Source organism: Oligoflexus sp. (genome assembly GCF_035712445.1).
Lineage (GTDB): Bacteria > Bdellovibrionota_B > Oligoflexia > Oligoflexales > Oligoflexaceae > Oligoflexus.
The window spans coordinates 43,954-67,115 of sequence record NZ_DASTAT010000055.1 but is presented as its reverse complement, the minus strand read 5'-3'; the positions used below and the strand labels follow the sequence as shown (position 1 = coordinate 67,115).

27 protein-coding genes are annotated in these 23,162 nt (G+C 56.2%); 14 read left to right on the top strand and 13 right to left on the bottom strand.

The window, feature by feature from the left end; translation table 11 throughout:
• Positions 1–211: 211 nt before the first annotated feature.
• Positions 212–1,453 (bottom strand): HD-GYP domain-containing protein, encoded by a 1,242-nt coding sequence (locus VFO10_RS11280; RefSeq protein ID WP_325140087.1) that lies wholly within the window; start codon positions 1,451–1,453, stop codon positions 212–214.
• A 284-nt stretch (positions 1,454–1,737) separates the two neighbouring features.
• Here VFO10_RS11280 and VFO10_RS11275 point away from each other — a divergent pair, with 284 nt between their 5' ends.
• Entirely contained in the window at positions 1,738–2,157 is a 420-nt protein-coding gene (locus tag VFO10_RS11275) for a hypothetical protein (protein WP_325140085.1), read from the top strand.
• A 79-nt stretch (positions 2,158–2,236) separates the two neighbouring features.
• Here the strand turns inward: VFO10_RS11275 and VFO10_RS11270 are convergent, their stop codons facing one another.
• Complete coding sequence (locus VFO10_RS11270) at positions 2,237–2,809, bottom strand: hypothetical protein (RefSeq protein WP_325140083.1); 573 nt, start codon at positions 2,807–2,809, stop codon at positions 2,237–2,239.
• A 323-nt stretch (positions 2,810–3,132) separates the two neighbouring features.
• Between VFO10_RS11270 and VFO10_RS11265 the strand changes: the two genes are divergently transcribed.
• From VFO10_RS11265 to VFO10_RS11245, 5 genes are all read left to right on the top strand, one after another.
• Complete coding sequence (locus VFO10_RS11265; RefSeq protein WP_325140081.1) at positions 3,133–4,119, top strand: hypothetical protein; 987 nt, start codon at positions 3,133–3,135, stop codon at positions 4,117–4,119.
• A 137-nt stretch (positions 4,120–4,256) separates the two neighbouring features.
• Positions 4,257–5,354: a hypothetical protein gene (locus VFO10_RS11260; RefSeq protein ID WP_325140079.1), complete on the top strand. Its 1,098-nt coding sequence runs from the start codon at positions 4,257–4,259 to the stop codon at positions 5,352–5,354.
• A complete protein-coding gene (rarD, locus tag VFO10_RS11255) occupies positions 5,351–6,268 on the top strand; it encodes an EamA family transporter RarD (RefSeq protein WP_325140077.1) in 918 nt (305 codons plus the stop codon). The genes VFO10_RS11260 and rarD overlap by 4 nt, the downstream gene beginning before the upstream one ends.
• A gap of 70 nt (positions 6,269–6,338) precedes the next feature.
• A complete protein-coding gene (locus VFO10_RS11250) occupies positions 6,339–7,139 on the top strand; it encodes an alpha/beta hydrolase (RefSeq protein WP_325140076.1) in 801 nt (266 codons plus the stop codon).
• Between the two features lie 104 nt (positions 7,140–7,243).
• Positions 7,244–7,933 (top strand): response regulator, encoded by a 690-nt coding sequence (locus tag VFO10_RS11245; protein WP_325140074.1) that lies wholly within the window; start codon positions 7,244–7,246, stop codon positions 7,931–7,933.
• 43 nt (positions 7,934–7,976) lie between these two features.
• Here VFO10_RS11245 and VFO10_RS11240 read toward each other — a convergent pair whose 3' ends face one another.
• The 7 genes from VFO10_RS11240 to VFO10_RS11210 all read right to left on the bottom strand — a co-directional run bounded on the left by VFO10_RS11240 (position 7,977) and on the right by VFO10_RS11210 (position 14,554).
• On the bottom strand, positions 7,977–9,644 hold the full coding sequence (locus tag VFO10_RS11240; RefSeq protein ID WP_325140071.1) for a hypothetical protein: 1,668 nt from the start codon (positions 9,642–9,644) through the stop codon (positions 7,977–7,979).
• Positions 9,645–9,809: 165 nt separating this feature from the next.
• Positions 9,810–9,953, bottom strand: a complete 144-nt coding sequence (locus VFO10_RS11235) for a hypothetical protein (RefSeq protein WP_325140070.1) — start codon at positions 9,951–9,953, stop codon at positions 9,810–9,812.
• A 38-nt stretch (positions 9,954–9,991) separates the two neighbouring features.
• Positions 9,992–10,789 (bottom strand): hypothetical protein, encoded by a 798-nt coding sequence (locus tag VFO10_RS11230; protein ID WP_325140068.1) that lies wholly within the window; start codon positions 10,787–10,789, stop codon positions 9,992–9,994.
• Positions 10,790–10,976: 187 nt separating this feature from the next.
• Complete coding sequence (locus tag VFO10_RS11225) at positions 10,977–11,423, bottom strand: hypothetical protein (RefSeq protein ID WP_325140066.1); 447 nt, start codon at positions 11,421–11,423, stop codon at positions 10,977–10,979.
• A gap of 176 nt (positions 11,424–11,599) precedes the next feature.
• Positions 11,600–12,619 carry an alpha/beta hydrolase gene (locus tag VFO10_RS11220; protein WP_325140064.1) on the bottom strand — a complete coding sequence of 340 codons (1,020 nt, stop codon included), beginning with the start codon at positions 12,617–12,619 and terminating at the stop codon, positions 11,600–11,602.
• A gap of 65 nt (positions 12,620–12,684) precedes the next feature.
• Entirely contained in the window at positions 12,685–13,101 is a 417-nt protein-coding gene (locus tag VFO10_RS11215) for a very short patch repair endonuclease (protein WP_325140062.1), read from the bottom strand.
• Positions 13,028–14,554: a DNA cytosine methyltransferase gene (locus VFO10_RS11210; protein WP_325140060.1), complete on the bottom strand. Its 1,527-nt coding sequence runs from the start codon at positions 14,552–14,554 to the stop codon at positions 13,028–13,030. Before VFO10_RS11210 ends, VFO10_RS11215 begins: the two co-directional genes overlap by 74 nt.
• Positions 14,555–14,677: 123 nt before the next feature.
• Here VFO10_RS11210 and VFO10_RS11205 point away from each other — a divergent pair, with 123 nt between their 5' ends.
• Complete coding sequence (locus VFO10_RS11205; protein ID WP_325140058.1) at positions 14,678–15,709, top strand: pyridoxal-phosphate dependent enzyme; 1,032 nt, start codon at positions 14,678–14,680, stop codon at positions 15,707–15,709.
• Here the strand turns inward: VFO10_RS11205 and VFO10_RS11200 are convergent.
• Complete coding sequence (locus tag VFO10_RS11200; RefSeq protein ID WP_325140057.1) at positions 15,699–16,214, bottom strand: DUF4442 domain-containing protein; 516 nt, start codon at positions 16,212–16,214, stop codon at positions 15,699–15,701. The genes VFO10_RS11205 and VFO10_RS11200 overlap by 11 nt on opposite strands.
• A 207-nt stretch (positions 16,215–16,421) precedes the next feature.
• On the opposite strand from VFO10_RS11200, the gene VFO10_RS11195 reads away from it, so the two are divergent.
• A complete protein-coding gene (locus VFO10_RS11195; RefSeq protein ID WP_325140055.1) occupies positions 16,422–17,651 on the top strand; it encodes a hypothetical protein in 1,230 nt (409 codons plus the stop codon).
• Between the two features lie 10 nt (positions 17,652–17,661).
• Positions 17,662–18,246, top strand: coding sequence for a hypothetical protein (locus VFO10_RS11190; protein ID WP_325140053.1), 585 nt, complete (start codon positions 17,662–17,664; stop codon positions 18,244–18,246).
• On the opposite strand, the gene VFO10_RS11185 is transcribed toward VFO10_RS11190, so the two are convergent.
• Positions 18,234–18,416 carry a hypothetical protein gene (locus VFO10_RS11185; protein WP_325140051.1) on the bottom strand — a complete coding sequence of 61 codons (183 nt, stop codon included), beginning with the start codon at positions 18,414–18,416 and terminating at the stop codon, positions 18,234–18,236. The genes VFO10_RS11190 and VFO10_RS11185 overlap by 13 nt on opposite strands.
• Before the next feature lie 57 nt (positions 18,417–18,473).
• Between VFO10_RS11185 and VFO10_RS11180 the strand changes: the two genes are divergently transcribed.
• Entirely contained in the window at positions 18,474–18,695 is a 222-nt protein-coding gene (locus VFO10_RS11180; protein WP_325140050.1) for a hypothetical protein, read from the top strand.
• A gap of 337 nt (positions 18,696–19,032) precedes the next feature.
• On the opposite strand, the gene VFO10_RS11175 is transcribed toward VFO10_RS11180, so the two are convergent.
• On the bottom strand, positions 19,033–20,040 hold the full coding sequence (locus VFO10_RS11175) for a lysophospholipase (protein WP_325140048.1): 1,008 nt from the start codon (positions 20,038–20,040) through the stop codon (positions 19,033–19,035).
• Between the two features lie 132 nt (positions 20,041–20,172).
• Positions 20,173–20,403, bottom strand: coding sequence for a hypothetical protein (locus tag VFO10_RS11170; RefSeq protein ID WP_325140045.1), 231 nt, complete (start codon positions 20,401–20,403; stop codon positions 20,173–20,175).
• A gap of 271 nt (positions 20,404–20,674) precedes the next feature.
• Here VFO10_RS11170 and VFO10_RS11165 point away from each other — a divergent pair, with 271 nt between their 5' ends.
• From VFO10_RS11165 to VFO10_RS11150, 4 genes are read left to right on the top strand one after another with little or no spacing between them, the layout of a single operon-like run.
• Positions 20,675–21,190 carry a hypothetical protein gene (locus VFO10_RS11165; RefSeq protein WP_325140043.1) on the top strand — a complete coding sequence of 172 codons (516 nt, stop codon included), beginning with the start codon at positions 20,675–20,677 and terminating at the stop codon, positions 21,188–21,190.
• Complete coding sequence (locus tag VFO10_RS11160) at positions 21,187–21,618, top strand: hypothetical protein (RefSeq protein ID WP_325140041.1); 432 nt, start codon at positions 21,187–21,189, stop codon at positions 21,616–21,618. The genes VFO10_RS11165 and VFO10_RS11160 overlap by 4 nt, the downstream gene beginning before the upstream one ends.
• Entirely contained in the window at positions 21,608–22,465 is an 858-nt protein-coding gene (locus VFO10_RS11155) for a matrixin family metalloprotease (protein ID WP_325140039.1), read from the top strand. Before VFO10_RS11160 ends, VFO10_RS11155 begins: the two co-directional genes overlap by 11 nt.
• Entirely contained in the window at positions 22,383–23,138 is a 756-nt protein-coding gene (locus tag VFO10_RS11150; protein ID WP_325140037.1) for a response regulator, read from the top strand. Before VFO10_RS11155 ends, VFO10_RS11150 begins: the two co-directional genes overlap by 83 nt.
• Positions 23,139–23,162: the final 24 nt, after the last annotated feature.

The window sequence follows — 23,162 nt, the reverse complement described above, 5'->3', positions numbered from 1 at the left end:
CAATGGAATAGGTCACCGCATTGATGCCTGTGGGCGCTTCCACTCTGTCTGCGCGTACAGGCCGCATGGTAGCGCAGGATGCGGGAAATCCGGGAGTCCGGTGCGAGGGGCATCGAGGGGAAAAGGGATCAATTGAGCTTCAGCTCTAATTGAAAAAAAGCTCAACTCCGGCCTTATACTGCCGAAATCATGGGATTAGATGTTGAAACGGTCAACTCGACTTTTTCACAGCGGCAGTTGCCTGCTTGCGCGACTCCTGGATCTGCTTCACCAGCTTCTCATCGGAATCAATCATAAAGATCGCGCCGGTGTTCGCCTCGACCACATCCTTCCGTTTTTTCAAGGTAGCAAGGCTCACGCGAACACCATCGACGAAGGGTTTGAAAATCTCGGGATCGAAGTCATCTGGAGCGGAGCGTTCCATGAGTTCCAGAGCTTTTTCAGCAGGCAGCGCCGGTTTGTAGACGCGCTTCATGAGAAGGGCGGAATAGGCATCTGCGATCGAAATGATGCGCGAATAGACGTGAATACCGAGTTCGGGATCTTCCTCCCAACGGCCGCGTTTGCCGGCGGGGTAGCCTTTGCCGGTGAAGCGCTCGTGGTGTTCCAGCGCGACGCGGGCGACGATCTCGTCGATCGGGGCTCCGTTTTGAATCGCATTCATAAGCTCTTTGTGCCCGAACTGGACGTGGGTCTTCATGACCTCGAATTCATCCGGGGTGAAAGCGCCAGGCTTATTCAAAATTGCGTTAGGAATACAAGATTTCCCTGCATCATGATACATGCCGCACTGGGCGATGACTTCCGCGTCCTTGAAGGGCAGCTTCGGATCTATGTATTGCTTGGCCATGATGGTCGAGAACATGGCAACGGAGGCGCTGTGATCGTAAAGAGAGGGGTCAATGGTGATCATGCGGCTGAGGGTGCTCATGGCCAGGTCATTGGCCATGAGTTGATTCACCATGAAGGCCGCCGCGCTCTTCACGCGTTCGGCGACCTGCTTATTCACGCCGCCGCGCAGAACCATCTGGCTCGCACCGCTGAGGTCGCTGAAGATCTCCAGAGTCTTGCGGTCAAGGGACGGGTCTTTCTCTAAAAGGGCATTGATCTTCCGCGTTCGGACGTAGGAAAGGGTATGCTCGAATTTTGGATAGTCCTTCTTCGCGATGAAGACTTCCACGCCGCCGTTATCTTTCAGGGATGCTGCCCAAACGTGCTGCAAAAGCTCGGGGCTGAGTTCGGAGGGACGAATGTATTCGATCATCTCCTCCTCGACACGGATGTAGATCGAGAACTCGATGGTCGGTACTTCCCAAAGATAAGCGAAAAGCTCAAGGCTGATGGGGCGGAATTGCTGCAGAGTGGCCTCATCGGCCGCAAAGATCTTGCAGCGCTTGCGCGTTGAATCTTTGATGATAAATTTTTTTGAAGACTGGAGCTGTTTGTTATCCAAGGGCGTCACCCTTTCCCAGATGGCACGGAATCGGAACGGGACCCTGGAGATATCGGCAGATCAGGCCTAAAGGTGAAGCCCCGGCCCAGGCGGCAGGCCCGGCGCGGCCTTCCCAAGTCCCAGGAACGGCTGAGCTTTTCCGACTCATTCCAGCTCGACCAATTCCTCTTAAAAAGTAAGTCCTTTCCATGGTTCATGATCCTCTCATCAATCCGCTGGCAGTTTTGCTTTCTGAAGTTGTCATCCATCTGGAGTGAATCTTTGTCCGAATAAGGAGACCTTATATGATGCGTAAGGAATTCAATGAGGTGGTACAGAAAGTGCCTCATCTTACCGCCGATGGTATCACCTCTCCGCTGGCTGCAGACTTCAACTCCAAACGTCAGGACTTCCTCAACAATGCCCTTTATCTGCAGCAAGCCAACGACGCCGTGGAATTCCTTCGCAGTATTGGCAAATCCACTCGTTTTTCCCAATGGCAGAAAAGCAACTGCCTGCCGGAACGTATCGGGGCGCTGATCGAATGGAACTCGGGACGCCCGGTCAGTCCGGGAGCCGTAATTGTTGCAGCGCTGCACGAGGGTTTCACCATGGGTGGGGCCACCAGCGGTTCCGTTTACTTCAATTTCCTGCCCAGGCAGATTGAAACGGAATTGATGAACCTGCGTCGGCGTCAGCTCATCAAACAGGTCATCGGCGCTTGACTCCTGGTCGCGCATCCTGGTCTGAAAATGAGCAAAGCCTGGGGAAGGCGAACCTTCACCCAGGCTCCACGATTTCAGATCAATCGATGGATTTGGCTGCGAGTGTCTTCTTGGGCTTCTTCGCTGTGGCCTTTTGCTTCTTCGCGCTGGCGACTGATTTTTTCACAGTCTCCTTGCCCTTGGTCTTGCTTGCGAGCTTGGCGCTTTTCTTGGTGCTGGTTTTGCTCGGCTTCGCCACCTCGGTCGAGGCCTTCGAAGGTTCCGCTAAACGGGCCTTCTGGGGAGCCAGAGGCTGTGGCAGCATGCTGGCCGCTGCAGCTTCACTCGTCGCGCGAGCAGGCTGCTGCTCGATGGCAAGGGCCGCTGGCGCCGCCTGCTGAACAACAGGATCATCCGGTGCATGCGTCGAGGTCATGTTCAGACCCACGAGCGTCAGCGCACCGATGGCTACAGCGACGATACCGCCGGCTACAGCCTTTTTGGTCTTATCATTCATAGCTGGTTTGTTGGTCTCGATCTTGGTGTTGCCTGTTCCTCTAGTATTTTCAGACTTGCCAGTCGTCGGACGGAGATTATCAAGAAAACTTTCGGCTTTCGACTTTTCCGCTTTCTCGTTCTTACTTTCCGTAGCTTTATCTTTCTTCTTTCCCATGAACACAAACTCCTCAAAAGTGTCAGACGTAAAAACTCTCGGACCCGGGGCCCTCGGCATAAACCTCAGCTGATCTTTGTGAGTGAATACAGGGACAGCGCGCCGTGACTTTTATTCCGGTAAGAAAGAAGGGGCGGGGGATTGGGATGTTTTCCCGAGGGCAGAATCCAGCTTTTCACCCAAGGGTCTTCGTCTTACCCCTTTGAAAAGATGTCCTGGAATCTCGTCAATACAGGGGGTTAAATGCCGAACTCAGACGACATCTTTGGGGCCCGATCGAATTCATAAGTCTCAAGTGAGGCGCTTTCACCGGAGTCATCGTCATGCGTCCGATGTTCCACAAACTGAGTGCTCTGCTGGGTGTGCCGCTGCTGGAGCTGATGGTGGGCTGTGGCGTGGACCCCGAGGCGCTGAAGAACATGGATAAGGAAGAAGGAGACAAGGACGAACAGGAAACCGATACGCGGCTGGCGCCCGAACATACCGTCAAAGCCTTTTTAAAGTTGGAAGACGGCCTCAGCGCTGCGAGCGGAAAATTCGCCCTGGTGAACTGCACAGGGCAGATCGAACAAACCTTCCAGGATAACAGGATCACGCTGTCCGATGAGGCCATCGGTTGTCGCGTGGCGATTCAGGAACTTCAGATAGGGGACCGGGTTTTTCATAGCGCCTCGGCGCAAAGTGATTGGAAGACGGGCGATACGCTCCGCTTCAAAGCCGTGGATGGTTCGCTGGAATCGCTCGATGTGCATGTCGATCATCAGCTTTCCAGCACGCCTTCGCTCGCGGAAAATGTTTATTTCACGGTGAGTCGCAGCGATGCGGCCCCGAGTGAAGGCAGCAAAACCCTTCTGGCTGCCGGGATGGAAGGGCAGGAGGCCCCTGGTTTTCGGATTCGGAAAACTGAATTCGTGGGTTTGACGGCCATGGGAGCCGGGCAGTTCGTTTTTCACCTGGACTGTCTGAAGACCATCAAAATCGGTGATGACGGATCACCGACCTGCAATGGAATTGCCCTGGGGTCCATTCAATATATGCTGGTGAAGGATGCCTACAACTCCAGCCTGACCTTCGACGAGGCCGAGGCCCTGTTCCAGCTGAGGCCGAGCCAGACTGTGGACGAAAAATCGGACTTCGAGCCCTTCCGCGCCGAACGGAAACAGTATGGTGGGTTTGCAACCCGCAGCGGGGACGAAGTTTTGGAAGGGCCGGACCAGATGCACGACAACCCCAACATGCTGCTGCTTCTGCAGGGCCCAGGCCCAAGCTATCAATACTTCAACGTTGACGTCGTTTTCACGAGCCACTGATGCATTTATACCCTCTCGGGCCTGCCCCTTCTCGGGGGCGGGCTTTTTTTTGTCTGAATGTTGGCGTTGCCTTCGGAGTCCATCCATACTATCTAATCAAGCACCTGAAGTACGCAAGGTCAGCTGGGAGAGTCCCTATGCAAGATCAAAAACTCATCGACGCCTACCACCGCTACCGGCCGGGGCTTGAGCAGCAGGCGGTCGAGCTGCAGCGGCGGCTCAGTCGTCTGCTCGATGAAAGCGGTATACCCGTCCACGACATCAGTTCCCGAGTCAAAACCGCTGCCAGCCTCGTGCAGAAGGCCTCGCGACCGGATCGCATCTATAAAAGCCTCGATGATATCACCGACGTGATCGGCCTGCGGGTGGTCACTTATTTCGAAGACAATATCGAAAGCGTTGCGCATCTGATCGAAAAGCATTTCGCGGTGGACTGGGAGAAGTCGATTGATAAGCGCCTCCAGGAAGACCCGAGTCGCTTCGGTTATCGTTCGCTGCACTATGTCTGCCGTCTTTCGGCCCCCGGGGATGAGCTGATCGCGAAGTTTCCCTTTGAGATCCAGATTCGAACGATACTCCAGCATGCCTGGGCCGAGATTGAACACGATCTGGGTTACAAATATCCGGAAGCCGTGCCGCAGCCCGTGCGCCGGCGCTTTTCCCGCCTGGCCGGGCTGCTTGAGATCGCGGATGCGGAATTCGTCGAGCTGCGCAAGACGATGGAAAGTTACGCGCGGGATCTGCATTCCGGTTTGGAAGGCCGTCCTCTGGATTTGCCCTGGGATGTTCTGAGCCTTGAAACGCTGGTCGAAACGTCGGCTGTGTTGAGCGCGGACCAGCGCCTGGCCCAGGCTCTGAAAAAAAGCATGGGGGCACAGGTCTTTTTTCCCGATTACCTGATCCGCATGCTGAACGCGGCCGGACTGCAGAACAAGGACAGCCTGAGCGCGGCTTTGCAGGATTTCATGCCGCAGCTTGAAAATTTCATGCAAAGGTACTTTGCTTTCACCCGCGAAGCCTGGGGCTTTCACGGTCAGGACTTTGAAAGCCTGCCGCGCGGCTATACCCTTTTGCTTTTGGCCCTTTGGCAGGTCTTCCGCAGCGCGACTCTGGAACTGCACCGTCTGGAAAAGCTCAAGGCCTTCTACCAACTGCTCGATTATCCCCAAAACGAAGATGAAGCATGGCGGGTGGCGCGCCTCTTTATGAAGAACTTTCAGGACGGCATGGAATGACGGAAACGGCAGCAGCGCGGAGCAGCTTTGCAGGCAGTATTTACGCAATCATCGCTTATGTGAGTTGGGGCATCACGCCGATTTTCTGGAAGCAGCTGCTGCGGTTTCCGGCCGAGGCCATGCTCGGCTTCCGGGTGGCGTGGTCGTGCGGTATCCTCGTCGCCCTGGGCCTTCTCTATCGGGCCTTTGTCCGTGGTCAGCTGCAATTCCTGCGCGATAGAAAAAGGCTCGTGCTGATCGTGGTCGCGACCCTTCTGATTTCCATCAACTGGTTCACCTATATCTGGGCGGTCACGCAGAGCCGCATCGTGGAAGCGAGCCTTGGGTACTATCTGAATCCGCTCGGCAATATCATGATCGGGATTTTCTTCTTTAAAGAGCGTTTGAGCATCGTCCGCTGGATGGCTTTTGCCCTGGCTTTGCTGGCTGTGGCCATTCTCGTCCTGGGGCATGGTGAGGTGCCCTGGATCTCTTTGATCCTGGCCGGCAGTTTCGCCTTCTATGGGATGGTGAAGAAACTTCTGCCGCTGCATGCTGCGTTTTCCCTGGGTTTGGAAACTGTTCTGATGCTGCCCATCGCCTTTTTTCTTATCCATCGCCACTATCCCGGAACGCATTTTTACACCGACCTTTCCGCTGGCGAGCATGCGTTATTCTTTTTAAGCGGCATCATCACACTCATTCCGCTCTTTGCCTTCGGGATTGCGGCCCGGCTTTTGCCTTACTCGACCCTAGGGTTTTTCCAGTATATCGCGCCGACCCTGCAGCTGCTCTGCGCCGTCGTTCTTTATAACGAACCCTTTGATTCGCATCGCATGCTGAGCTTTGGACTCATCTGGATCTCGCTCCTCGGCCTGAGTGTGGAGCAGCTGCTGCTTTATCGCCAAAAGCGGCGAAAGGCAGCCCTTCTCTGAAATTTTTCTTGTGCAATCAGCCTCCTGGGTTAAACTGCTCCCAAAGAGATAAGTTCGTCCCGGAGGCTTTATGGCTTTTTTAAAAAGAGAGTCCGGTCAGATTCATTATGAAACCATGGGCAAGGGTGAGCCGCTGCTGATGCTGCGGGGACTCGGCCGTTCCTCCCGATACTGGCTGGGATTTGAACAGCGGCTCGCCAAATCCTTTAAAGTGATTCAGATGGATATGCGCGGTCTCGGCCGCACCAGTCTGCCCATGGCGTGGACGGATAGCATGGATGATCTCGCCGACGATTGCGTCGCCCTTCTGGATCATCTGAAAATAAAAAGCGCACATGTGTTTGGACTTTCTTTGGGTGGGATGGTGGCTTTGCGTCTCGGCTCCCGCCATGCCGCGCGCTGCCGTTCCCTCGTGATTGCCAATGCATCGAGCGCGGACTACCCGGGCTTTCGCCTGGATCCCCTGGCGATCAAGGATATTGTGATCGGACGGATTCGCGGGCAATTGCATGAGGCTCTTCTGGCTCGCACCATACCTTCGGCCGTGGCCAAAGTCCGTGGCCCGGAAATTTTGCAGAAATGGGCTGCGATTCGCGAGGAGGAGGGGCTGCCTATGGAATCCGTGCTGAAGCAGCTGGTCGCGGCCGCACGCTTCACCATACGGGGACGCCTGAAAGAGGGGGACGTGCCCATTCTTTTCGTTTACGGATCCTTGGATGGCCTTGTTCCCCATTCCAACACGCGGCGCATGCATAAGCTCGTGCCCGGTTCGTCCCTTCAGGAAATCAAAGGCGCCAGTCATGAAATTCATGTCGGGCATGAAATTCAGCTGGTCAAGGTGCTCAAGGAATTCTGCCGGGAGGCCTCCTGAATCCTTGTAAGACTCCGTTTTCTAAGGGAAAATAAGGCGCGACGGGCTGAGCGCCTCAAGGCCGGCTCGGGTCCTGTCGATGGCGGGGCTGGAGGGCAAAGCTCATGGGTCAGGAGTATACCAAAAGACCAATCGAAGAATTGCAGGCGGAAGCCAAAAACGGCAATCTGGAATCTCAAAGCGCCCTGGCCATGCTCAATGAATTGGGTTTGATACCGCAGGCCAGTCCCGCCGAGGCTGCGAAACTCTATGCGCAATCCGCCAAGGCCGGTGATCCGGTCGCGGCCCTTTACCTTGGCGTCATCTATGAAAATGGCGCTCCGGGTGTGCCCGTGGATAAGAAAGCCGCCGAAAGTTATTACGATATGGCTGAAAAAGGCGGTTTTCACAAAGCCGAAGATCGTCTGGCCGACGCCGGAGTGGGTCGCCGCACGGTTCTTATCGTCGATGATTCCCCCAGTGTGCGCAGTGTCACCCGAAGCCTTTTGAGCAAAAGCGGATTCGACGTTGTGGAGGCCGCAGATGCCGCCCAGGCGATTCGTTTTCTGCAGAATGGTGGTCGGGCCGACCTTGTGATCAGCGACGTGGAAATGCCCAATATGGACGGTCTGGAGATGCTGGCGATCATTCGCGGACGTTTGCAGCGGAAGGACCTGCCGGTGGTGATGCTGACGTCAGTGCGCGAAGTCGGTGTGCTGAAGAAAGCCAAGACTCTGGGCGTTCAGGGTTGGGTCCTGAAGCCCTATGACCACGATATGCTGGTCCAGATCGTAAAAAAAGCCTTGGTCGCCTGAATCCTTTTATCCTTAAACTCCGCGGCTGGACACGAACAGACGACTACGACGCCTTTTGGTCTTTCTTCGGGCCAGGACTCGGGAGATCCGCTTGGGCATCCGTGGAAAGAGCCGTCCGTGATTCCGCAACGGATTCCAGTCGAGCGCTGGCCTTTACGGTATCCTCGCGCCCGGGAATATCGCCCAGGGTCTGGGGCTCGGGCCTTTGGACTTCCCGCGTGGACTGCTCGGCATAATCAAGGGCCGCGAGGTTTTGCCGAATGCCTTGAGTCTTTTCATGCCAGCCGCTGATGTCGCTCGACAAAACCCCGCGCAGCTCCTCTTCCGCCTCAGCATGAATCTTCTGCCAGTTCTTTTTCTGCTCCGCGGGAATCATGCGAATCGGTGTGGGCACGACGTGCTCAGGCGCGCGGGGGTCCCCGTTGACGCCCAAAGCGAGCGGCACCTGCGTAACGATGTCGGCATCAATGCCAAAGCGCGGCTGCGGAACCATGCGACCGGCCAGCAGCTGGTAGCCCTGGCTTTCCACCCGTTTGGCATCATTCACGTGTTCCCGGCTTTCCAGGTTCTTTTGATCCCTGCGTTCCACCAGGACGTGCTTTTGCCATTGGCTATCATCCTGCACCACTTCGATATGCTCGCTGCTGACCTGGCGATAGTTTTCCAGTTCGACCTTGTTGGTTTTGAGCAGTTTGCGCCCAGCTTCGGTTTCAAGCTGGACCAATTTCTGCTGCCGGCGCTCGGCATCCAGATGAACCTGAAACTTCTGATGATGATTCTTTTCATTGGGCTCGCGTATTTCCGTTTCCCAGAGATCCACCAGACTTTGCTTGAAAAGTTTCGGATAAAGCTCGGCCTGTTTGAAGATGCCGCGGCGGACCAGCTCACGGAAGGTGTCACGGCTGTCCCAGGCATGCATCCAGGCCTTATCAAAGGCGCGCAGGACATCATGCATGTGCCAGCGGCCCTGCTGCTCATAATGATCGCGACGGTTCATGTACTGGCGCTTCAGCTCCTGCTTGACCTCATCAAAGATGATGTCATGCAGAACAAGCCGCAGCTGATGCGCATGCAGGCGGGCCTCCTGGACGATGTGCCTTTCCTTTAGGATGTGTTCCTCGCCCAATTCCACGGCTTTTTTATCATTGGGAAGCTTGATTTCAAAGCGATAGGGATGGACCAGCTCTTTTTTATGCAGCTCAGGATAGGCTTTCGCCTCTTTCAGCCTCTGCTCCTTATGCACCTCATGCCAGTGTTTGAGGTCCTGCCACTCGCGTTGCGCGACCTTGTCGAACATCTGAAGATTGCGGCCCACACGCTGGTATATGCGTTCGAAAAGAAGCTCGGTGATCCAGGCGTGCAGGCGATCCACCTGCCGATAGTATTTGATTTCCGCCAGATCATTCTGAAAGCGCGTGCGCTCGATCATCTTGAGCCGCTCGTGAATCCGGGCGCGATCCAGAACGCGGTGATGGAACTCATCCATCCAGGGGGCGAGTTCCGCGGCCAATTTATAAAGGCGCGTGTCTGGCGTGCGGTTCAGCGCCGGCGGTTCGAATCTTATGGGCGGCATGGGAGGATGCGATTCAGCGAGCGATTTCACATGACCATGAGGTTCCAGAATGCGGGCCAGTTTCTTATAGGCGGCATATTCCGTAGGCGCTGGCGCATCGAGCGCGGTGAAGTTGATGAAGCCGATTTTGATGGGCATGCCTGTCTCCTGACTCCGTAACGCTCTGTTTCGGAGTGTGGGAGCGGCGGCCGCCCCGGCCCGGGAAATCCTGGCAAAAGACCGGGGGTTTGCCCAAAAAAATACAGGACGAAAGGTTCGTCCTGGCTGGCTGATTTGAGTATTTCGTTGGGAAAGATTAGGCCTCTAGATCGAAAGCGTCAGATGCTCGACATCTTTTTTCTTCTTCTTCGCTTGCGGCTCGGGCAGCCCCGGATAGAGCGGCATGACGATAGCCGCGGGTGGCGCCGGTTTTTTCTTTTTCTTGGCAAAATCGATTTCCAGCAGCATGAGGCAGCTCCTTGTCTTAGGCGTTTCTATCGAACGCATTAGGGAAGATATTTTATTTTGACTTTGACGGACAGCGCTGTGTGATAGCAGTCGGTGTCATCGTTATCCCCGGTCGCCGTGAGGTCCATGGAGACCGAGGCTTTCCCCGAAAGCGAAGCGGCGATGGGCGCGATCTCGTTGGCGGTCAGATGCAGGGCGACCGGGCCTTCCTTGTCATGACCTGGAAGAACGCAGGCGCTGCCTTTGCCGAGGCAGTACGAGGCCGCTTCGAAGTTCTTGATGGGCTGACCGACGACCTTGGTGAAATCCCAGGTGAGTATGCCCTGCTGAGGCGCATCCAGATAATTTTGAAGACCGCTGTTGCTCATGAAGACAATGCGCTGATCGATGGATAGGATGAGAAAGTCATCGTAATGAAGCCGTGCATCCGCAGGCGAATCGATGTCAATCGCACAGATTTCACCGGCCGGCAGAGTCAGGGTGCCTGGGGAGACTTCGGAAGCCTGCACAAAGGCGTCCTTACGGGCCAGATTGGAATTCATTCCAAAGCTGCAGGTCTTTCGTTCGGGATAATTGAGAGTTTGCTCCGCGATTTTGAAACTGGCTTCCTGAGCCTTCGCGCATTTATCTTTCAGCTCGGCGACCTTGTCCACCGGGGGCAAGGGTGCGGGCTCGCCATCGGCGGTGCCGCCGTTGGGTATCGAGTTTTCCGAACCGGAGATACTGCCAGCTGTCGGCGCTTCTCCTTGACTGGAGCCGCCGTTGAAATTCCCGCCTGAACAGGAGAACGTGAAAAGGCTCAAAGACACAATAAGCTCAGTCCAACGCAGTCGCATGGTTGACTCCTGGCAGTGTGGTCTTAGTCTTATCGGACCTTTGCGTGGAAAACTTGAGAAATTGGGAAAAAGCGGGGGATTACGGGGGGATGGAGTAAAGCGAGAACCAGGGGCTCACCCGAAGGAATGCTCCTCAACCTTCGTGATTTAGCAGGCGATCCCTGATTCTCAATATACTTATCGAAACTCACTCTTCAACTGGAAGAAGCAAGCCTTCCAGATAGTAGTAAGTTGTACGAACGCGAGTCAAACGCGTGCTCAGCTCGTTATTGTTCGGATAACGGTTTTCAAGCTTGCGCTTGGTGGCGTCGAGCTGCAGCACGAGGGTCCTGAGTTTATCGAGTTGGTTCAAAACCGCAGTGTCCGAGGCCGAGCTGTAAAGCAGTTCGCCGAGGGTGTTGCTGCCGGTGATGATGTTTCGCGCATAGCGACGGGCGTTCTGCACATCGGCATTGGAATCCAGATCACTCAAGGCATTGAAAGCCAGGCGTGCGGTTCCGAGAAGAGCGCAGGCGGCTTCTTCCGATTCATTTTGCGTTGCATAGCAGTCGAACGATTGTGCTTGTGCCGAGCTGCTGATCACGGCAGGACCAAAGAACATAAGGGCCAGTAGAGCGGATTGAACGATTTTCATAAGGCATTCCTCGCTAACGTAATTTCCTTCACTAAGGTCATCCTACAGGAAGCGAAAAAGCTCGCAAGGCTCAAAGAACGAAGTGTTCTGTGGGCTCATACGGGTTAATCATTTCAAGGGGATGGCACGGAACAGAACACCCCCGGAATTCCCAGAACATGGATGAAATGACGCGGTTAAGGGGCAGGAGCTGCGGGTTTGACCTTGGTCCAGAACTCCTGCAGGGCTTTTTCCACGTCCTCGGGGTTGTAGCTGTAGTACGCGGAGTGCGTGCCGCGCGGGAAGATGCGGACGCTGACGTTCGCATGGCCCGGCATATCGGAAGCGAGCGCGATCTGCTCGGGGGTTTTGAATTCCTCCTGGGTCAGCCACAGTTCAGTGGGAATCGCAGTGGGCGCCGCATGACTCGCGAAACAGCTGTCGAAGTCAGTATCGGTGCGGAGTTTGGCGAAGGCCGGAACGATTTTACCGAACACGAAGTAACACACGGAACCCATTTTCAGACAGACCCGATCGGTCAGGTTGCTGAAGGTCGAGAGGGGCGATTCATAAATAATACCGCGCACGGATTGAAAGAGTTCTGGACGGGTCAGCACGGCCTGGGTGATGGTCATGGTACCCATGGATGTTCCCGAAAGGAGGATGGGCTTTCCCGGCCACCTGCTTTGCAGATAGTTGAGCGCGGCAAAAAGATCGAACTTCTCGCGGCAGCCCCAGGATGAACCCTGACTGTGACGGTCGGAGCCTCCATGATTCTGCAGCTCCAGCAGCATCAATTCAAAACCGGCGCGGCGGGCGAGATCAGTGAAGCGCATGCCGTTCAGATAACTGTCGGTGATGCCATGCAGGTGCAGCCAGATGGCAGGAGCCGCGGGCATCTCGGGCATGACGAGACGCACGCGCAGACCTTCCGCGGTGGTCAGCATCTCGGTTTTTCGAGGGTGTTTCACGGAGTCTTCGCAGCTGGGGATGCGGATAGGGGAGGCGGCCTGAGCTTCGGGGGTGCGGTGGTCTTTGAAGACCTCGTTTTCGTACCAGCCGTTACAGACGGGTTCCATCGGGCGGTTATAGTCCGAGGCCACTCGTCCTCCGAAGATGACGATGCCGCTTAAAAAATAAACGAGAAGACCAATCGCCACGAGGGAGCAACAGCCGAGAATCGCAAGCAGAGGCTTTTCAGAAAATATCCGGCGCATGGGATGTCCTCGCGCCGTCCTTGGCGCATATCCCATTCTAGCGCAAGCGAACATCACCCACCAGATCAGCTCGGATGAAGCAGGTAACTCAAAAGCCGCGGTTCCAAATGCTCGGGCTTCTTCGTCTGGCATTCCCAGATCACGCCCACCTTCCAGCCCAAAAGCCTGAGCTTTGCCTGAAGCCGGAGATCGCGAGCCTGGTTGCCGCTTAATTTCCGACGCCAGAATCCCTCGTTCTGCTTGGGCCAGGGCTGACCTTCATGACAGCTGTGCCGATGCCAAAAGCATCCGTGTACGAATAAGACCAAAGACCGCTCGGGAAAGACAAAGTCCGGTCGGCCGGGAAGATGGGGAACATGGGTTTGATAGGGAAAACCCCAGCGCTCCAGCAGCGCCTCAACTTTCTGCTCAGGCCCCGTGTGACGAGCCTGAATACGCCGCATGCAGGCCACTCGCTGCTCGCGGGTCATGACGTCGCTCATGAGGACTCCTCGCCGCCACGTTATCAAGGGCGGCCTTGATCGTTTGCGCCAGTGCATAGGCCATGAGGGGTGGAACCGCATTGCCAATCTGTTTGAAGGCCGGGTTCATCGTCCCCACGAAACGAAAACCATCGGGAAACGATTGCAGACGAGCCGCTTCGCGCACCGAAATGGTCCGCGCCTGCTGGCCATCGTAGTGTATATGCGAATAGCTGTCCTTGCCCAGATGCGCCATCAGTGTGCGGGCCGGTTCGTCCGCCGCCATTTTCCGCCATTTATTGGGAAATTTGCCGGGATCATACGGCGGAACAAAATCCTTCCGCAGCTCTTTATAAGCTTTCGACTGCGCGGTCAGGCGCTGACGTTTGGCCTCGTCTTTGAATAATCTTTCAGCAACGGCCACAGCCTCGGGATACTGATCGCCGGGCTGCATCGCGCGGAATATTCTATAGTCGCGCGGGAGCGAGCGAATCACATGATCACTGATCGCGCCGGGAGTTTCAAACCCTGGCCAGTGTCGCATCAGATGCCCATAGGCGCTGGGACTGATGTCGCGATAGGGAACGCTCTGCGTAAAACGCCTTGCGCCGCGCTTTAAGGAACCGTCCAGATGCGCGGTGATCAAAGGCAGATCGGCCAGGGCCTCTGCTGCTGTCACGGCCGGTGGGAGGCTGGCATCGGCCAGCGGTGTTTCCTGAAAAAAACTGTCCGTGTGGGCAAGCTTTTCCAAAGTCTTGAGAGCCGTGCGCCTTGTCCCCGCGTAGCCTCTGGGCAGTTGAAAAAAATGCGTGGGACGCGGAAAGACGATGGTCTCTTTCAATTCCTTCCGCAGCGCGAGCAGGAACATCCGCTCACGCATCTGCGGGACACCATAATGCACGCTGTTGAGCAGCGTATAGCGGCAGTCGTAGCCGAGCGACGTCAGGGTCTCGCTGATTTCATGGGCAATGTTGAGTCCACCGTGATTCAAAACGTCAGGAACGTTTTCGACCAGGACGGCCAAGGGTTTCAGGGCCTGCACATAGTCCAGGTAACTCAGATAGAGCTGCGCGCGCGGATCGCGAAGATAGGCGTCCGGGTGATCCTGGATTTCCCGAAGTTTGGCGCGACCCACGCGGGCGAAGGCCTGGCAGGGCGGGCCGCCGATGATGACGTCAATGGATTCGGCCAGGGGCGTATCAAGGTGCGCGACGGCGTCGGCTGCGGAGGTGCCGGTAATGTCCCTTGCGAAATTCGCCCCGGGAGCGGTGACCTCGTCCAGGGTGCAGCCTTCAAAATTCAGCGCATGCGAGGCGGCGGCCAGGCGATCGAATTCGATGGCCCCAGCGATCTGAAAACCGGCCCGATGAAAACCAAGCGACATGCCGCCACAGCCTGCGAAGAGATCGAGCACGCGCAGAGGCTGGCCCGCCGCATGGCGCTGCAGTTTGGCTTGAATGGTTCCGGTCCGCATGACGTCTCCTTTCGCTGCATAAGGCAATCGAGGGAGGGTAGCATAGCTTTCACTCCGTGTTGAGCTGCTTTCCTGAATATGTTTCAATCCGAAGGTCACCGGATCAGGGCGGAGGTCATCATTTTGCGTGAGGCATGGCAGGAAAAAATCCAGAGGCAGCTCCAGCATTCCCCTTTACGCGGGGGGCGGTCTGGCTTTTGGCTGACGAGCCGCATTCATCCGCTTCTGGCCTGGGGCGGGCGGGTGTGGATCAAACGCGATGATGAACTTGGGCCTTTGGGCAGCAAATGGCGTAAAATGCAGGGTTTGGCGGCCGCGCTGCAGGAAAACGGGGCCGATGTCATGGTTGCCTGGGGCGGCAGCCGCTCGCATTTTCTGCAGGGCCTATTAAGCCTCGGACGTGAATTGGGTATTGATGTGAAGCTTTTGGTCAAGGAGGGGAGTCCACGTCATCCGCACGGTCCTGATCTACTCTGGCCCCTTTTGTCCCACGCGGCCACGATCGAGGTGATTCCGCGCTCCGCCTGGCCCCAGGTGGAAAATATGGCAAAGGAGCGCTGCGAACGTGTCCAGGCGCAGGGCCGCAGGGTCTTTTGCGTGCGCGAAGGTGGGGCGCAGATCGAGACTCTCTGGGGGGCTTTGACTTTGGCCTTGGATATCGTGCAGCAGGAAAAGGAACTGGGCCTGAGTTTTGCGCAGCTGTGGGTGGATGCCGGGACGGGTTTGACCGCGCAGGCTTTGATACTGGGGCTTGGGCTTTTGAAAAGTCGGGCGACCTGTGAGGTTTTGCTCTGTGCCGGGAGTGAAGAGGCCTTCAAAAGGGATTTGGAATCAAGACGTGCGGAACTCGCGGCTGAGCTTCATTGCGAGATTCCCCAGGCGACGTTCCGCTGTCATCAGCCTTTATCCGCGCGTTCATTTGGATCGACGAATCAGGCTGTTTTTCAAGAGATTCAGCGTACCGCGCACGATACCGGGATATTGCTGGATCCCATCTATTCAGCGAAACTCTTTATGAGCGTACGCGCGGCCTATGCGGAAAAGGAGCCCGAGCATCCTGTTTTGATTCTGCATGCGGGCGGATCCAGCAGTCTTTATGGTTTTCCGCGCGAGCTGGCGGCACTGGGCCACCGGGGCCCTTCGCCTACTTCTTAGGCCCGACCAGCGAATGCAGGACGGCTGTGCACACGAGGTTTTCACCCTCGTCATAGATTTCCACGGGAACGAGATAGGTTTTCTTTTCACTGCTGTCCGGCACCGGGCAATCACAGATCCCGGTGACCTTGCCCCTGGCTTTTTTCAGATACTCGATCTCCATCTTGCTGACGATGAAGCGCGCATCCGCAGGCATGCTATAAGAAAGCGCGATATTTCCCGTCAATTCCGCAAGATTGGCCAGAGCCACGGCGTGAATGCTTTTCAGATGATTGCGAACTTCTGGACTATCCTTCAAACTGACTTCCGCATGCCCTTCGCGCAGCTCTTCGATCAAAGCCCCGATCGTTCCGGTGTAAGGCGCATAACGTCCGATCAGATAGCTATAGATATGCTTGCCGCGGGGCATGCGGCTCAGATAATCCCAGCCTTCCTTCGCGAGGTTTCGGGATCCATCATTCCACGATCGAAGTTGCGACATGAGGCCTTGCATATTGAGTGTCATAGCCATTCTTTATGAGAGAGGTTAGTCAGGAGTCCCATCCTAGCCTTATTCCTGCGTTCAAATCAAGGCGGCCGGATTGATGGTCCCGGTTTTGCCGACTTTGGTCGGGCAAAATCTGCCGTTTTCAAAGTCCTCCCGGCTCCTTCTTTGCGCGTTATACTGCCAGTAGGAGCCCTTAAAGGCTGAACGGAAGAGGTTGGAGGGGTCATGGGACGTAAAAAAAAGCGTTGGCGCGACATGGATGATCCGGCCGATATCTTCGGTGGGGAACGGAATGGGAGTGGAGAGGGCGAGCTTTCCGATCCTGCGTATGATGCGTTCCGGCGCCATATCGAGGAGCATATTCAAGGGGAAACCCGGGCTTTCCACGAACTGCGTTCCACTGCGGAGCATGAACTGCAGGCCGCTGCCGTCATGGCTTCACCGGCGGCTCGCAGCATTCCCGCGCGAAAAGTCCCGCCTCAGGAAACGCTCAAGGCCAAAGCCCTGCCTCCACCCGCTGTGATGCAGTCCGCGTCGCGCCCCGCCGTGAAACACAGCGGCATGGGCACGATGATTGCGCTGAGCCTGATTTTTACGAGCCTTGGTTTTCTTTTGAATACCGCCTGGCAGCAAAGTCAGCCGGCGAGCCGCAAAGTCGCAAAGGCTCGAACGGCTGCAGAAGCCAACTGCGCGAGCGAAAGATCGACTCCAACGAAAAAAGCCAATGGCAATGCCCCGAAACAGACGGCCATGGCTGCCGCGCCTCTTGCGCCTTTGAATGTAACGCCGCCAGTGCCCGTGGCGCCGCCTCCCGTGACGCCGCCATCGCCTGTGGAGGCGGGCGAGCAGGAAAATCTTCTGAAAGGAATGACCCTGCGTGCGGTCGAACTGCGGAAGGGTCCAGGCGGCAGTTTTGAAATCGTCGATTCTCTGCCTCCGGGCTTTGCGCTGGAGGGTGTGCTGACCACCGACAAGCAGTGGCTGCGCGTGAAACCGGGCGCCTTCGTCAGTGCGGATGCGCTGCAGTTCCAGGATCCAGCCGCCGCCGGCTATCAGAATTTCTGGGTCGGTCCGAATATTGCGAATATCCGGGAATTTCCTTTGATCACGGCCAGGATCCTGCGCAAAGCAGAGCCGGGTTTGGAATTGAAACTGCAGGCCTTCAATCAGGACTGGGCTCAGGTTGCCGGCGGGGGTTTTGTGTTCCGCAAGCTCGTCACGCAGGAAGCGCCGAAGTTGATTCAGCTGCCGGCTGTGATGCGGGTCAGCGTGGAAAAAGCGGAAATCCGCGGCGGTCCCGGGCAGCAGTATCCTGTGCTCGGACTTTATTTCCGCAATCATAAGGTGGAAGTCCAGGAGATGCAGGGAGCATGGCTGCGCGTCGGGCCGGATCAGTTCATTCGCGCGCAGGAGATGGAGCTTTCGGCAAAACCCAATACAGATAAGACGATGTAGGAGATGTGCCTTGGCGAAAACTCTGGGAGCCTACAAAGGTCTTTGGAAAGATAAGGTGCAAACGCTGGCCGTCTCTGAGCCCGCAGCGCAGCCTTCGCTGTCGACAGATCCTTCGCCACAGAATGAAAGCCCTGATCTGCTGGCCCATCGGTACCGCATGCTGGTCCTGCGTGAACATCGTTATAAACTCGGTCGCGATCTTCTGGAAACAGGCTCACGCGATCCCTGGTCGTTGGCCCTGGAATCTTTGACGAGCCTCGGGCGGAGTTTCCGGCCGTGGGCGCATGATCGAATTTTTGCTTTTGGCTGCTACCTGGGCATCGAGATGTCGCCCGAAGTTTTGAAACAGCTGCGGCATCCTCTTTTCATCGGGCGCTATCGTCGATCCATGCTCGGGCTCTGGCGGCTTTTGGAAATGCTGGCGCAAAAAAACGGGCAAAAGGCGGCCTCCCGCTGGGTCTTTCGCCTTTTTTATCTCTGCCCGCCCTTGGGCGTTCTGATCTATGAAAGAAAACTGCAGGCTCTTCTGCGCAAGGCCCAGGTTTCAAGTGGGACTCTTGCGCCGATGATGACCAAGGCGTCTCAGGGCCAATAGCGTTTCAGCTGTTTCTTCATGCGCTGGGCCCAGAGGGTCTTGCGTTCATCAGAAGGGGCGGGAGCTGCTGGAGTCTTGAGCTTCTCTTCCAGTTTTTGCAGTTGCCGCCAAAGCCAAAGATACCGTTCCCGAAGGGCCATGAGGCTGACCCGTGATTCGCGTGCTGGCATAAAGGATCCTTTCACAAGACTGCTTTTATTTTAAGGCTAAAGAAGGAAGGCGTACATATGACTCTTGAACGAAGGCATCTGGAAAAGGACTGCGAGGAGCTGAATACGGCCGTGCGCAAAGCCTTTATGCTGACTCTGAATTCTTTTCATCAGGAGCAGAAAAAGAAAGAGGCCGCTGCATGGCAGGCGGCCTGGATTCATTGGAATGTTTCTCCTGAGGATTCAGGTCCTCAAGGGTCCGCAGCAGACGACGGCGCATCATCAAGGACGGGCCCGTAGGCGGCGCGGACTGCTCTCTATCGAAAAACTGAACAATGAACTCCTTCTATCGGTTGATGATCAAACCTCTTCCAGAAAAGCTGCAAAAAGCAGCTTCACCCTAAGGTGGACCTTCGCTCGGGACTTGACGCCAGGAATGATGACTCATGGTGATGTTGCCTCCTTCTGGTTGCCGGAGAGTCCCGATAACTCTCGCGCTGCTTAAAATACTCTTCGACCAGCCGGCCAAATGATCAAAGCGGAAAGCGAAACATCAATAAATTCAATGAGTTAAAAAGGGTATTAAGGAATTTACCCAGGCGCGCCGTGGGATTGCGCCCGGGATCGGGGGGAGGGCTCAGGCTTCGGCGCTCGTCTCGCCCTTCGCATGATGGGTTTTGAGCCAGGCCTTCAGATCGCCGAAGGCCCGATCTTTTTCCGGCTCGTTGAAAATTTCATGATAGAGCCCAGGATAGCGAATGATCTTCTTCTCAGGCGCACCCAGCGCCCGATAAAGCTCCTCGGTCCCCTCGGGGTTGATCACCTGATCAGCCATCGGCAGGAGCACAAGGACAGGCACCCGGAATTCCTTGGCTCGACGCAGGGTGTCTTTCTTCGCGGTGAGATAGGAAAAATAAAAACCGGGCGAAGCCAGTCCGTGATTCAAAGGATCTTTCTTATAGTGCTCCACCACCGCGGGATCGCGCGAAATCAAATCCCCCAGCGGTTCCGAGGGCAGGGGCAGGTAGGGAACGATTTTGTTCAAGATTCCGGCCGCAAATTCCTTGGCCCGTCCCACCGGAAAACCCAGCTCGACCATCGGCGCGCTGAGGATGAGCGATTCGATGGGCAGATTGTAACGCAGAGCCGCCCGCATGGCGATGAGCCCACCCATGCTATGCCCCACAAGGTGAATCTCGGCCTTGCCATATTTCGCCATCAGATAATTATAGTAGCGCCGCACAGCAGCCGCCGCGTCGTCCGCATAAAAATCAAAGTCCTCGACGTGGCCGCGAATGCCCGTGGAATGCCCGTGCCCGCGGTGGTCGATGAGATACATGGAACCGACATCATCCTTCAGATAATGCGGCCAATGGATGTAACGCCCACTATGTTCGCCCTGTCCGTGCAGGATCACGAGCGCCCGATGCGCCAGCTCCGGCTTCACCTTTTCCGGGCGGAAAAGATGTCCGAAAATCTGCGCCTTCCGATCGGAACTATCAAAGCTTTCAAATTCCACGATCCAGCCGTCTTCCTTGGGCGGAAAACCGCGCGGGCCTTGAGGCACCTGAGGCTTCTTGCGCTTCAGCTCGGGTCGATAGGGAAAAACGGGAGCAAATTGACAGGTTATGGTCGTTGCGTCCATAGTGTGGCCCTCTTTCATGTGACAGCTGAAGAAATTGTATAGGGGAAAGACGAAAGGCTGTCATCACATATCCGTGATGCGGAGCGGAATGGAAAGGGGGCGGCAGGATGGGGTTAGAAAACCCCATCACGATCAGCTGGCTTTGGTCAAAGTCTTGGGATCGATCTTCTTGATGTCTTCACAGCGCTCGATCAGGATGTCACGCATCTCTGTGTAACATTCCTCGCAGATCGCCTGTCCGACCAGAGAACGATCCATGTCCCCCCAGGTCACCAGGGCGGCAAGGGCCTGATCGCTGAACGGCCGCTTCTCGAGCCTCGCGGCGTTGCCACAACGTGGGCAATCGTGGATCTTGGCGCGCATAGGCAGCTTCCTTTCGGTTTGGGTCTGGGGTGATACGTCTATCATTATGAAAAGGCGTTCACCCCGCTGTCAACCCCAGCTTAGAACAGGACCTGGGATTCCAAACTTGATAAAAAATTTGGAGTCTTTTCGGCGATCCGTCCTTGATTCTTGAACCCCTTTCTCAGCAAGGCTCAAAGCCGAATGGTCTCGCTCAGTTGACGCCACCTCGCCCAAACCATTATGCTGAAACGTATAACTTTCCGGAAAAGCCCAGTCCCAGGAGGAACGAATGTTCCCTCGTACACTTGTGCGTGGCCTTATGCTTTGGATGATCAGTGCGACCTGGGCCCACGCTGGAGTTTGGCTGCAGGCGGGCGAGAGCGTCATGGAACAGGGTGATTTCCTTCTGCATCCTGCCGTCCAGTTCGGTCTTGGGCTGGATGATGGAACGCGCTATCGCCTGGATTTTACCGGGCGGCGCTTCGGTTCCTTTCTGGAAACGACGACCATGCTCAGCCGCGACGAGCTGATCAAGATTTTTCCCTGGCCCGAGCTGACCGCGCGCTTTGGTGTCACGATTATGGATGCTTATACATCCTATGATCCGCCGGGTGAATCCAAGCAAGACGTCCATGATGTAAACATAGGACTTTGTTTGGGCATCGGCTATACGATCTGGAGCGAAGAACGCTGGCGCGTGAACGCCGAGTGGAATTCCCAGATCTATGCTGCGGGCTTTGCCTTTCTCTTCCTGACCACCGCGCGGAAATCCATTTTCACTCTGGGTGCTGAGGTGGCTCTATGAAGCGGTTTCTGCTGATCCTGGCGCTCATGCCGAAGGCTTCGTTCGCGGATACCCTGCACGTGCTCATCGGCCCGCCTTCGATCGGACAAGGGGGATCGAATCCGGTTTCCATTCCACCGGCCAGTCCCGTCGATTGGCAGTTCACCTATGTAACCGATTCACAGCGCGAGTGGCTCGTCAGCCTCGTGCCGGGGCTCCTTTGGGGGCAAAGGTTCTATGCCGGAGGCTTTTATGCGGCGCTGGGCGGCGGTCTGCTCGTCACCAGCTCAGGACCCGGCGTCGGCGTGGATCATGCCTATGGTTATGAATCGAGCCCTTTTCTGAAGAGTTTTCGCTACCAGGTGGAATATCGGCAGGTGATCGGCGTCGGCAATTACGGTTGGCAGTTCCCTTACACGTTCCGCATGGGGCTTAGCTATGCGTTATAAAACTCTGCTCGCGCTCTTTTTCATAAGCTCGCCGGCCCTCGCCTTCGTTCATATCAGCCAGCTGAAACCGCGGCTTCCCGTGAATCCTGATCAACCGACGGTGACCTTCCTTTGGAATGGGGATGCGCCGGAACTTACGGAGAAGGAGGATGTGCTCGATGGCAGCTTCGCCGATTCCAGTGACCAGGATCTCATGGCTGCGCTTTTAACCCGCGCGATGAATACCTGGAACAGCGTGCCGACCGCCTATGTGGTCTTGAATCTGCAGCAGGATGCGTCCGCTCATATCGACGAAAATGACGAAACCTTCTCCATCGTGGTGGAGGCCCAGGATTCCCAGGCCGTCGCTGCCGCGGCCCTGCCGAGCTTCATGACGAGCGATCCTGATCCCACGGCGCTTGAAAGCGATCCGCATGTGATTCATGACTGCGACATCAGCGTGTCGAATAGCAGCGTGTCGGCGAAATCGCTTTTGCGGACTCTGGTGCATGAACTCGGGCACTGCCTCGGGCTCGGTCACCCGCATAGCAGTTACCGCTCGATCATGTCTTATTCTTCTTTGGATGACTCGGCGAACCTTGCCCTGGATGACAAGGCGGGTGTGAGTTTTCTGTATCCCGAGCCGAGTGAATCCGAAGATGTGCGTTATCTGACAAGCTGTGGCGTTGTCACGGGGCACAATGCGGCAGCCGGCTTTTGGTGGGCTTTCCCGCTCGTGATCATCGGGAGCCGACGTTTTTTAACTACTGCACGCAGGAAGCTTCATGACCGCGACTCTCGTCTACTTCACAACGCACACGGCAAGGCGTCAGAGCCTTCCCCTTCGCATGAAACTCCAGGACGTTAAGGTCTGGCCGGCCGGAAACGTTCTGGATGCCATTCAGCTCGTCAGGCAGCATGCGCCTGACCTTCTGCTGGTGGATCTGGATGCCCCGGAAGCGGAGCAACGCGCCTTCCTGCAAAAACTCTTGCTCCAGGTCGATGTGCGGTCCGTGCCCTTGGTCGGGCTGGCGCCTGGGGGTGAGCCGCCGCGCATCGAAGGCTTTCTGGAGTTCGGGCTCAAGCACGCCGTGGTCGATGAAGGCCGGGATGCGGCCTTGGCGCAAAGTCTCTGCGAGGTGGTCCAGGAGCGAAGCTTGAATCGGCCGCACATCTTTTTGATGGAAGATGATAAACGTCTGGCCGAAGTTCTGATGATGGCGCTCCAGGCCTCGGGATTTCGCGTAACCACGACCGATGACGGGCGTGAAGCGCTGCGGCTCCTCAGGACGGCGACCTTTGATGCGATTATCACCGACATCCATGTGAAGCAATTCAGCGGCTTTCAACTGATCGAGTTTTTAGCCCAGCAGGGCGTGCGGACACCTGTGGTCGTGATCACCGGCGCCTTTCCCCAGGGTTTTCATCAGCTGGCGCGCCGGCTGAATGTGGCCGAATATTTTGAAAAGCCCCTCGACGTCGAGCCCTTCATCCAACGTCTGGGGCAGATTATTCAGGAGCGGCGCCGGAGCGCATCGTGAGGGCCTGTTCAAGTCCTGGGGTGC

What these genes read in the sequence shown, in the direction of transcription:
- rarD (WP_325140077.1), top strand. Translation starts at nt 5,351, where the DNA reads ATGACGGAAACGGCAGCAGCGCGGAGCAGCTTTGCAGGCAGTATTTAC.
- VFO10_RS11275 (WP_325140085.1), top strand. Translation starts at nt 1,738, where the DNA reads ATGATGCGTAAGGAATTCAATGAGGTGGTACAGAAAGTGCCTCATCTT.
- VFO10_RS11245 (WP_325140074.1), top strand. Translation starts at nt 7,244, where the DNA reads ATGGGTCAGGAGTATACCAAAAGACCAATCGAAGAATTGCAGGCGGAA.
- VFO10_RS11170 (WP_325140045.1), bottom strand. Translation starts at nt 20,403, where the DNA reads ATGCGCGCCAAGATCCACGATTGCCCACGTTGTGGCAACGCCGCGAGG.
- VFO10_RS11240 (WP_325140071.1), bottom strand. Translation starts at nt 9,644, where the DNA reads ATGCCCATCAAAATCGGCTTCATCAACTTCACCGCGCTCGATGCGCCA.
- VFO10_RS11150 (WP_325140037.1), top strand. Translation starts at nt 22,383, where the DNA reads ATGACCGCGACTCTCGTCTACTTCACAACGCACACGGCAAGGCGTCAG.
- VFO10_RS11225 (WP_325140066.1), bottom strand. Translation starts at nt 11,423, where the DNA reads ATGAAAATCGTTCAATCCGCTCTACTGGCCCTTATGTTCTTTGGTCCT.
- VFO10_RS11155 (WP_325140039.1), top strand. Translation starts at nt 21,608, where the DNA reads ATGCGTTATAAAACTCTGCTCGCGCTCTTTTTCATAAGCTCGCCGGCC.
- VFO10_RS11175 (WP_325140048.1), bottom strand. Translation starts at nt 20,040, where the DNA reads ATGGACGCAACGACCATAACCTGTCAATTTGCTCCCGTTTTTCCCTAT.
- VFO10_RS11210 (WP_325140060.1), bottom strand. Translation starts at nt 14,554, where the DNA reads ATGCGGACCGGAACCATTCAAGCCAAACTGCAGCGCCATGCGGCGGGC.
- VFO10_RS11165 (WP_325140043.1), top strand. Translation starts at nt 20,675, where the DNA reads ATGTTCCCTCGTACACTTGTGCGTGGCCTTATGCTTTGGATGATCAGT.
- VFO10_RS11180 (WP_325140050.1), top strand. Translation starts at nt 18,474, where the DNA reads ATGACTCTTGAACGAAGGCATCTGGAAAAGGACTGCGAGGAGCTGAAT.
- VFO10_RS11185 (WP_325140051.1), bottom strand. Translation starts at nt 18,416, where the DNA reads ATGCCAGCACGCGAATCACGGGTCAGCCTCATGGCCCTTCGGGAACGG.
- VFO10_RS11220 (WP_325140064.1), bottom strand. Translation starts at nt 12,619, where the DNA reads ATGCGCCGGATATTTTCTGAAAAGCCTCTGCTTGCGATTCTCGGCTGT.
- VFO10_RS11235 (WP_325140070.1), bottom strand. Translation starts at nt 9,953, where the DNA reads ATGCTGCTGGAAATCGATTTTGCCAAGAAAAAGAAAAAACCGGCGCCA.
- VFO10_RS11200 (WP_325140057.1), bottom strand. Translation starts at nt 16,214, where the DNA reads ATGACACTCAATATGCAAGGCCTCATGTCGCAACTTCGATCGTGGAAT.
- VFO10_RS11195 (WP_325140055.1), top strand. Translation starts at nt 16,422, where the DNA reads ATGGGACGTAAAAAAAAGCGTTGGCGCGACATGGATGATCCGGCCGAT.
- VFO10_RS11250 (WP_325140076.1), top strand. Translation starts at nt 6,339, where the DNA reads ATGGCTTTTTTAAAAAGAGAGTCCGGTCAGATTCATTATGAAACCATG.
- VFO10_RS11230 (WP_325140068.1), bottom strand. Translation starts at nt 10,789, where the DNA reads ATGCGACTGCGTTGGACTGAGCTTATTGTGTCTTTGAGCCTTTTCACG.
- VFO10_RS11270 (WP_325140083.1), bottom strand. Translation starts at nt 2,809, where the DNA reads ATGGGAAAGAAGAAAGATAAAGCTACGGAAAGTAAGAACGAGAAAGCG.
- VFO10_RS11260 (WP_325140079.1), top strand. Translation starts at nt 4,257, where the DNA reads ATGCAAGATCAAAAACTCATCGACGCCTACCACCGCTACCGGCCGGGG.
- VFO10_RS11215 (WP_325140062.1), bottom strand. Translation starts at nt 13,101, where the DNA reads ATGAGCGACGTCATGACCCGCGAGCAGCGAGTGGCCTGCATGCGGCGT.
- VFO10_RS11160 (WP_325140041.1), top strand. Translation starts at nt 21,187, where the DNA reads ATGAAGCGGTTTCTGCTGATCCTGGCGCTCATGCCGAAGGCTTCGTTC.
- VFO10_RS11265 (WP_325140081.1), top strand. Translation starts at nt 3,133, where the DNA reads ATGCGTCCGATGTTCCACAAACTGAGTGCTCTGCTGGGTGTGCCGCTG.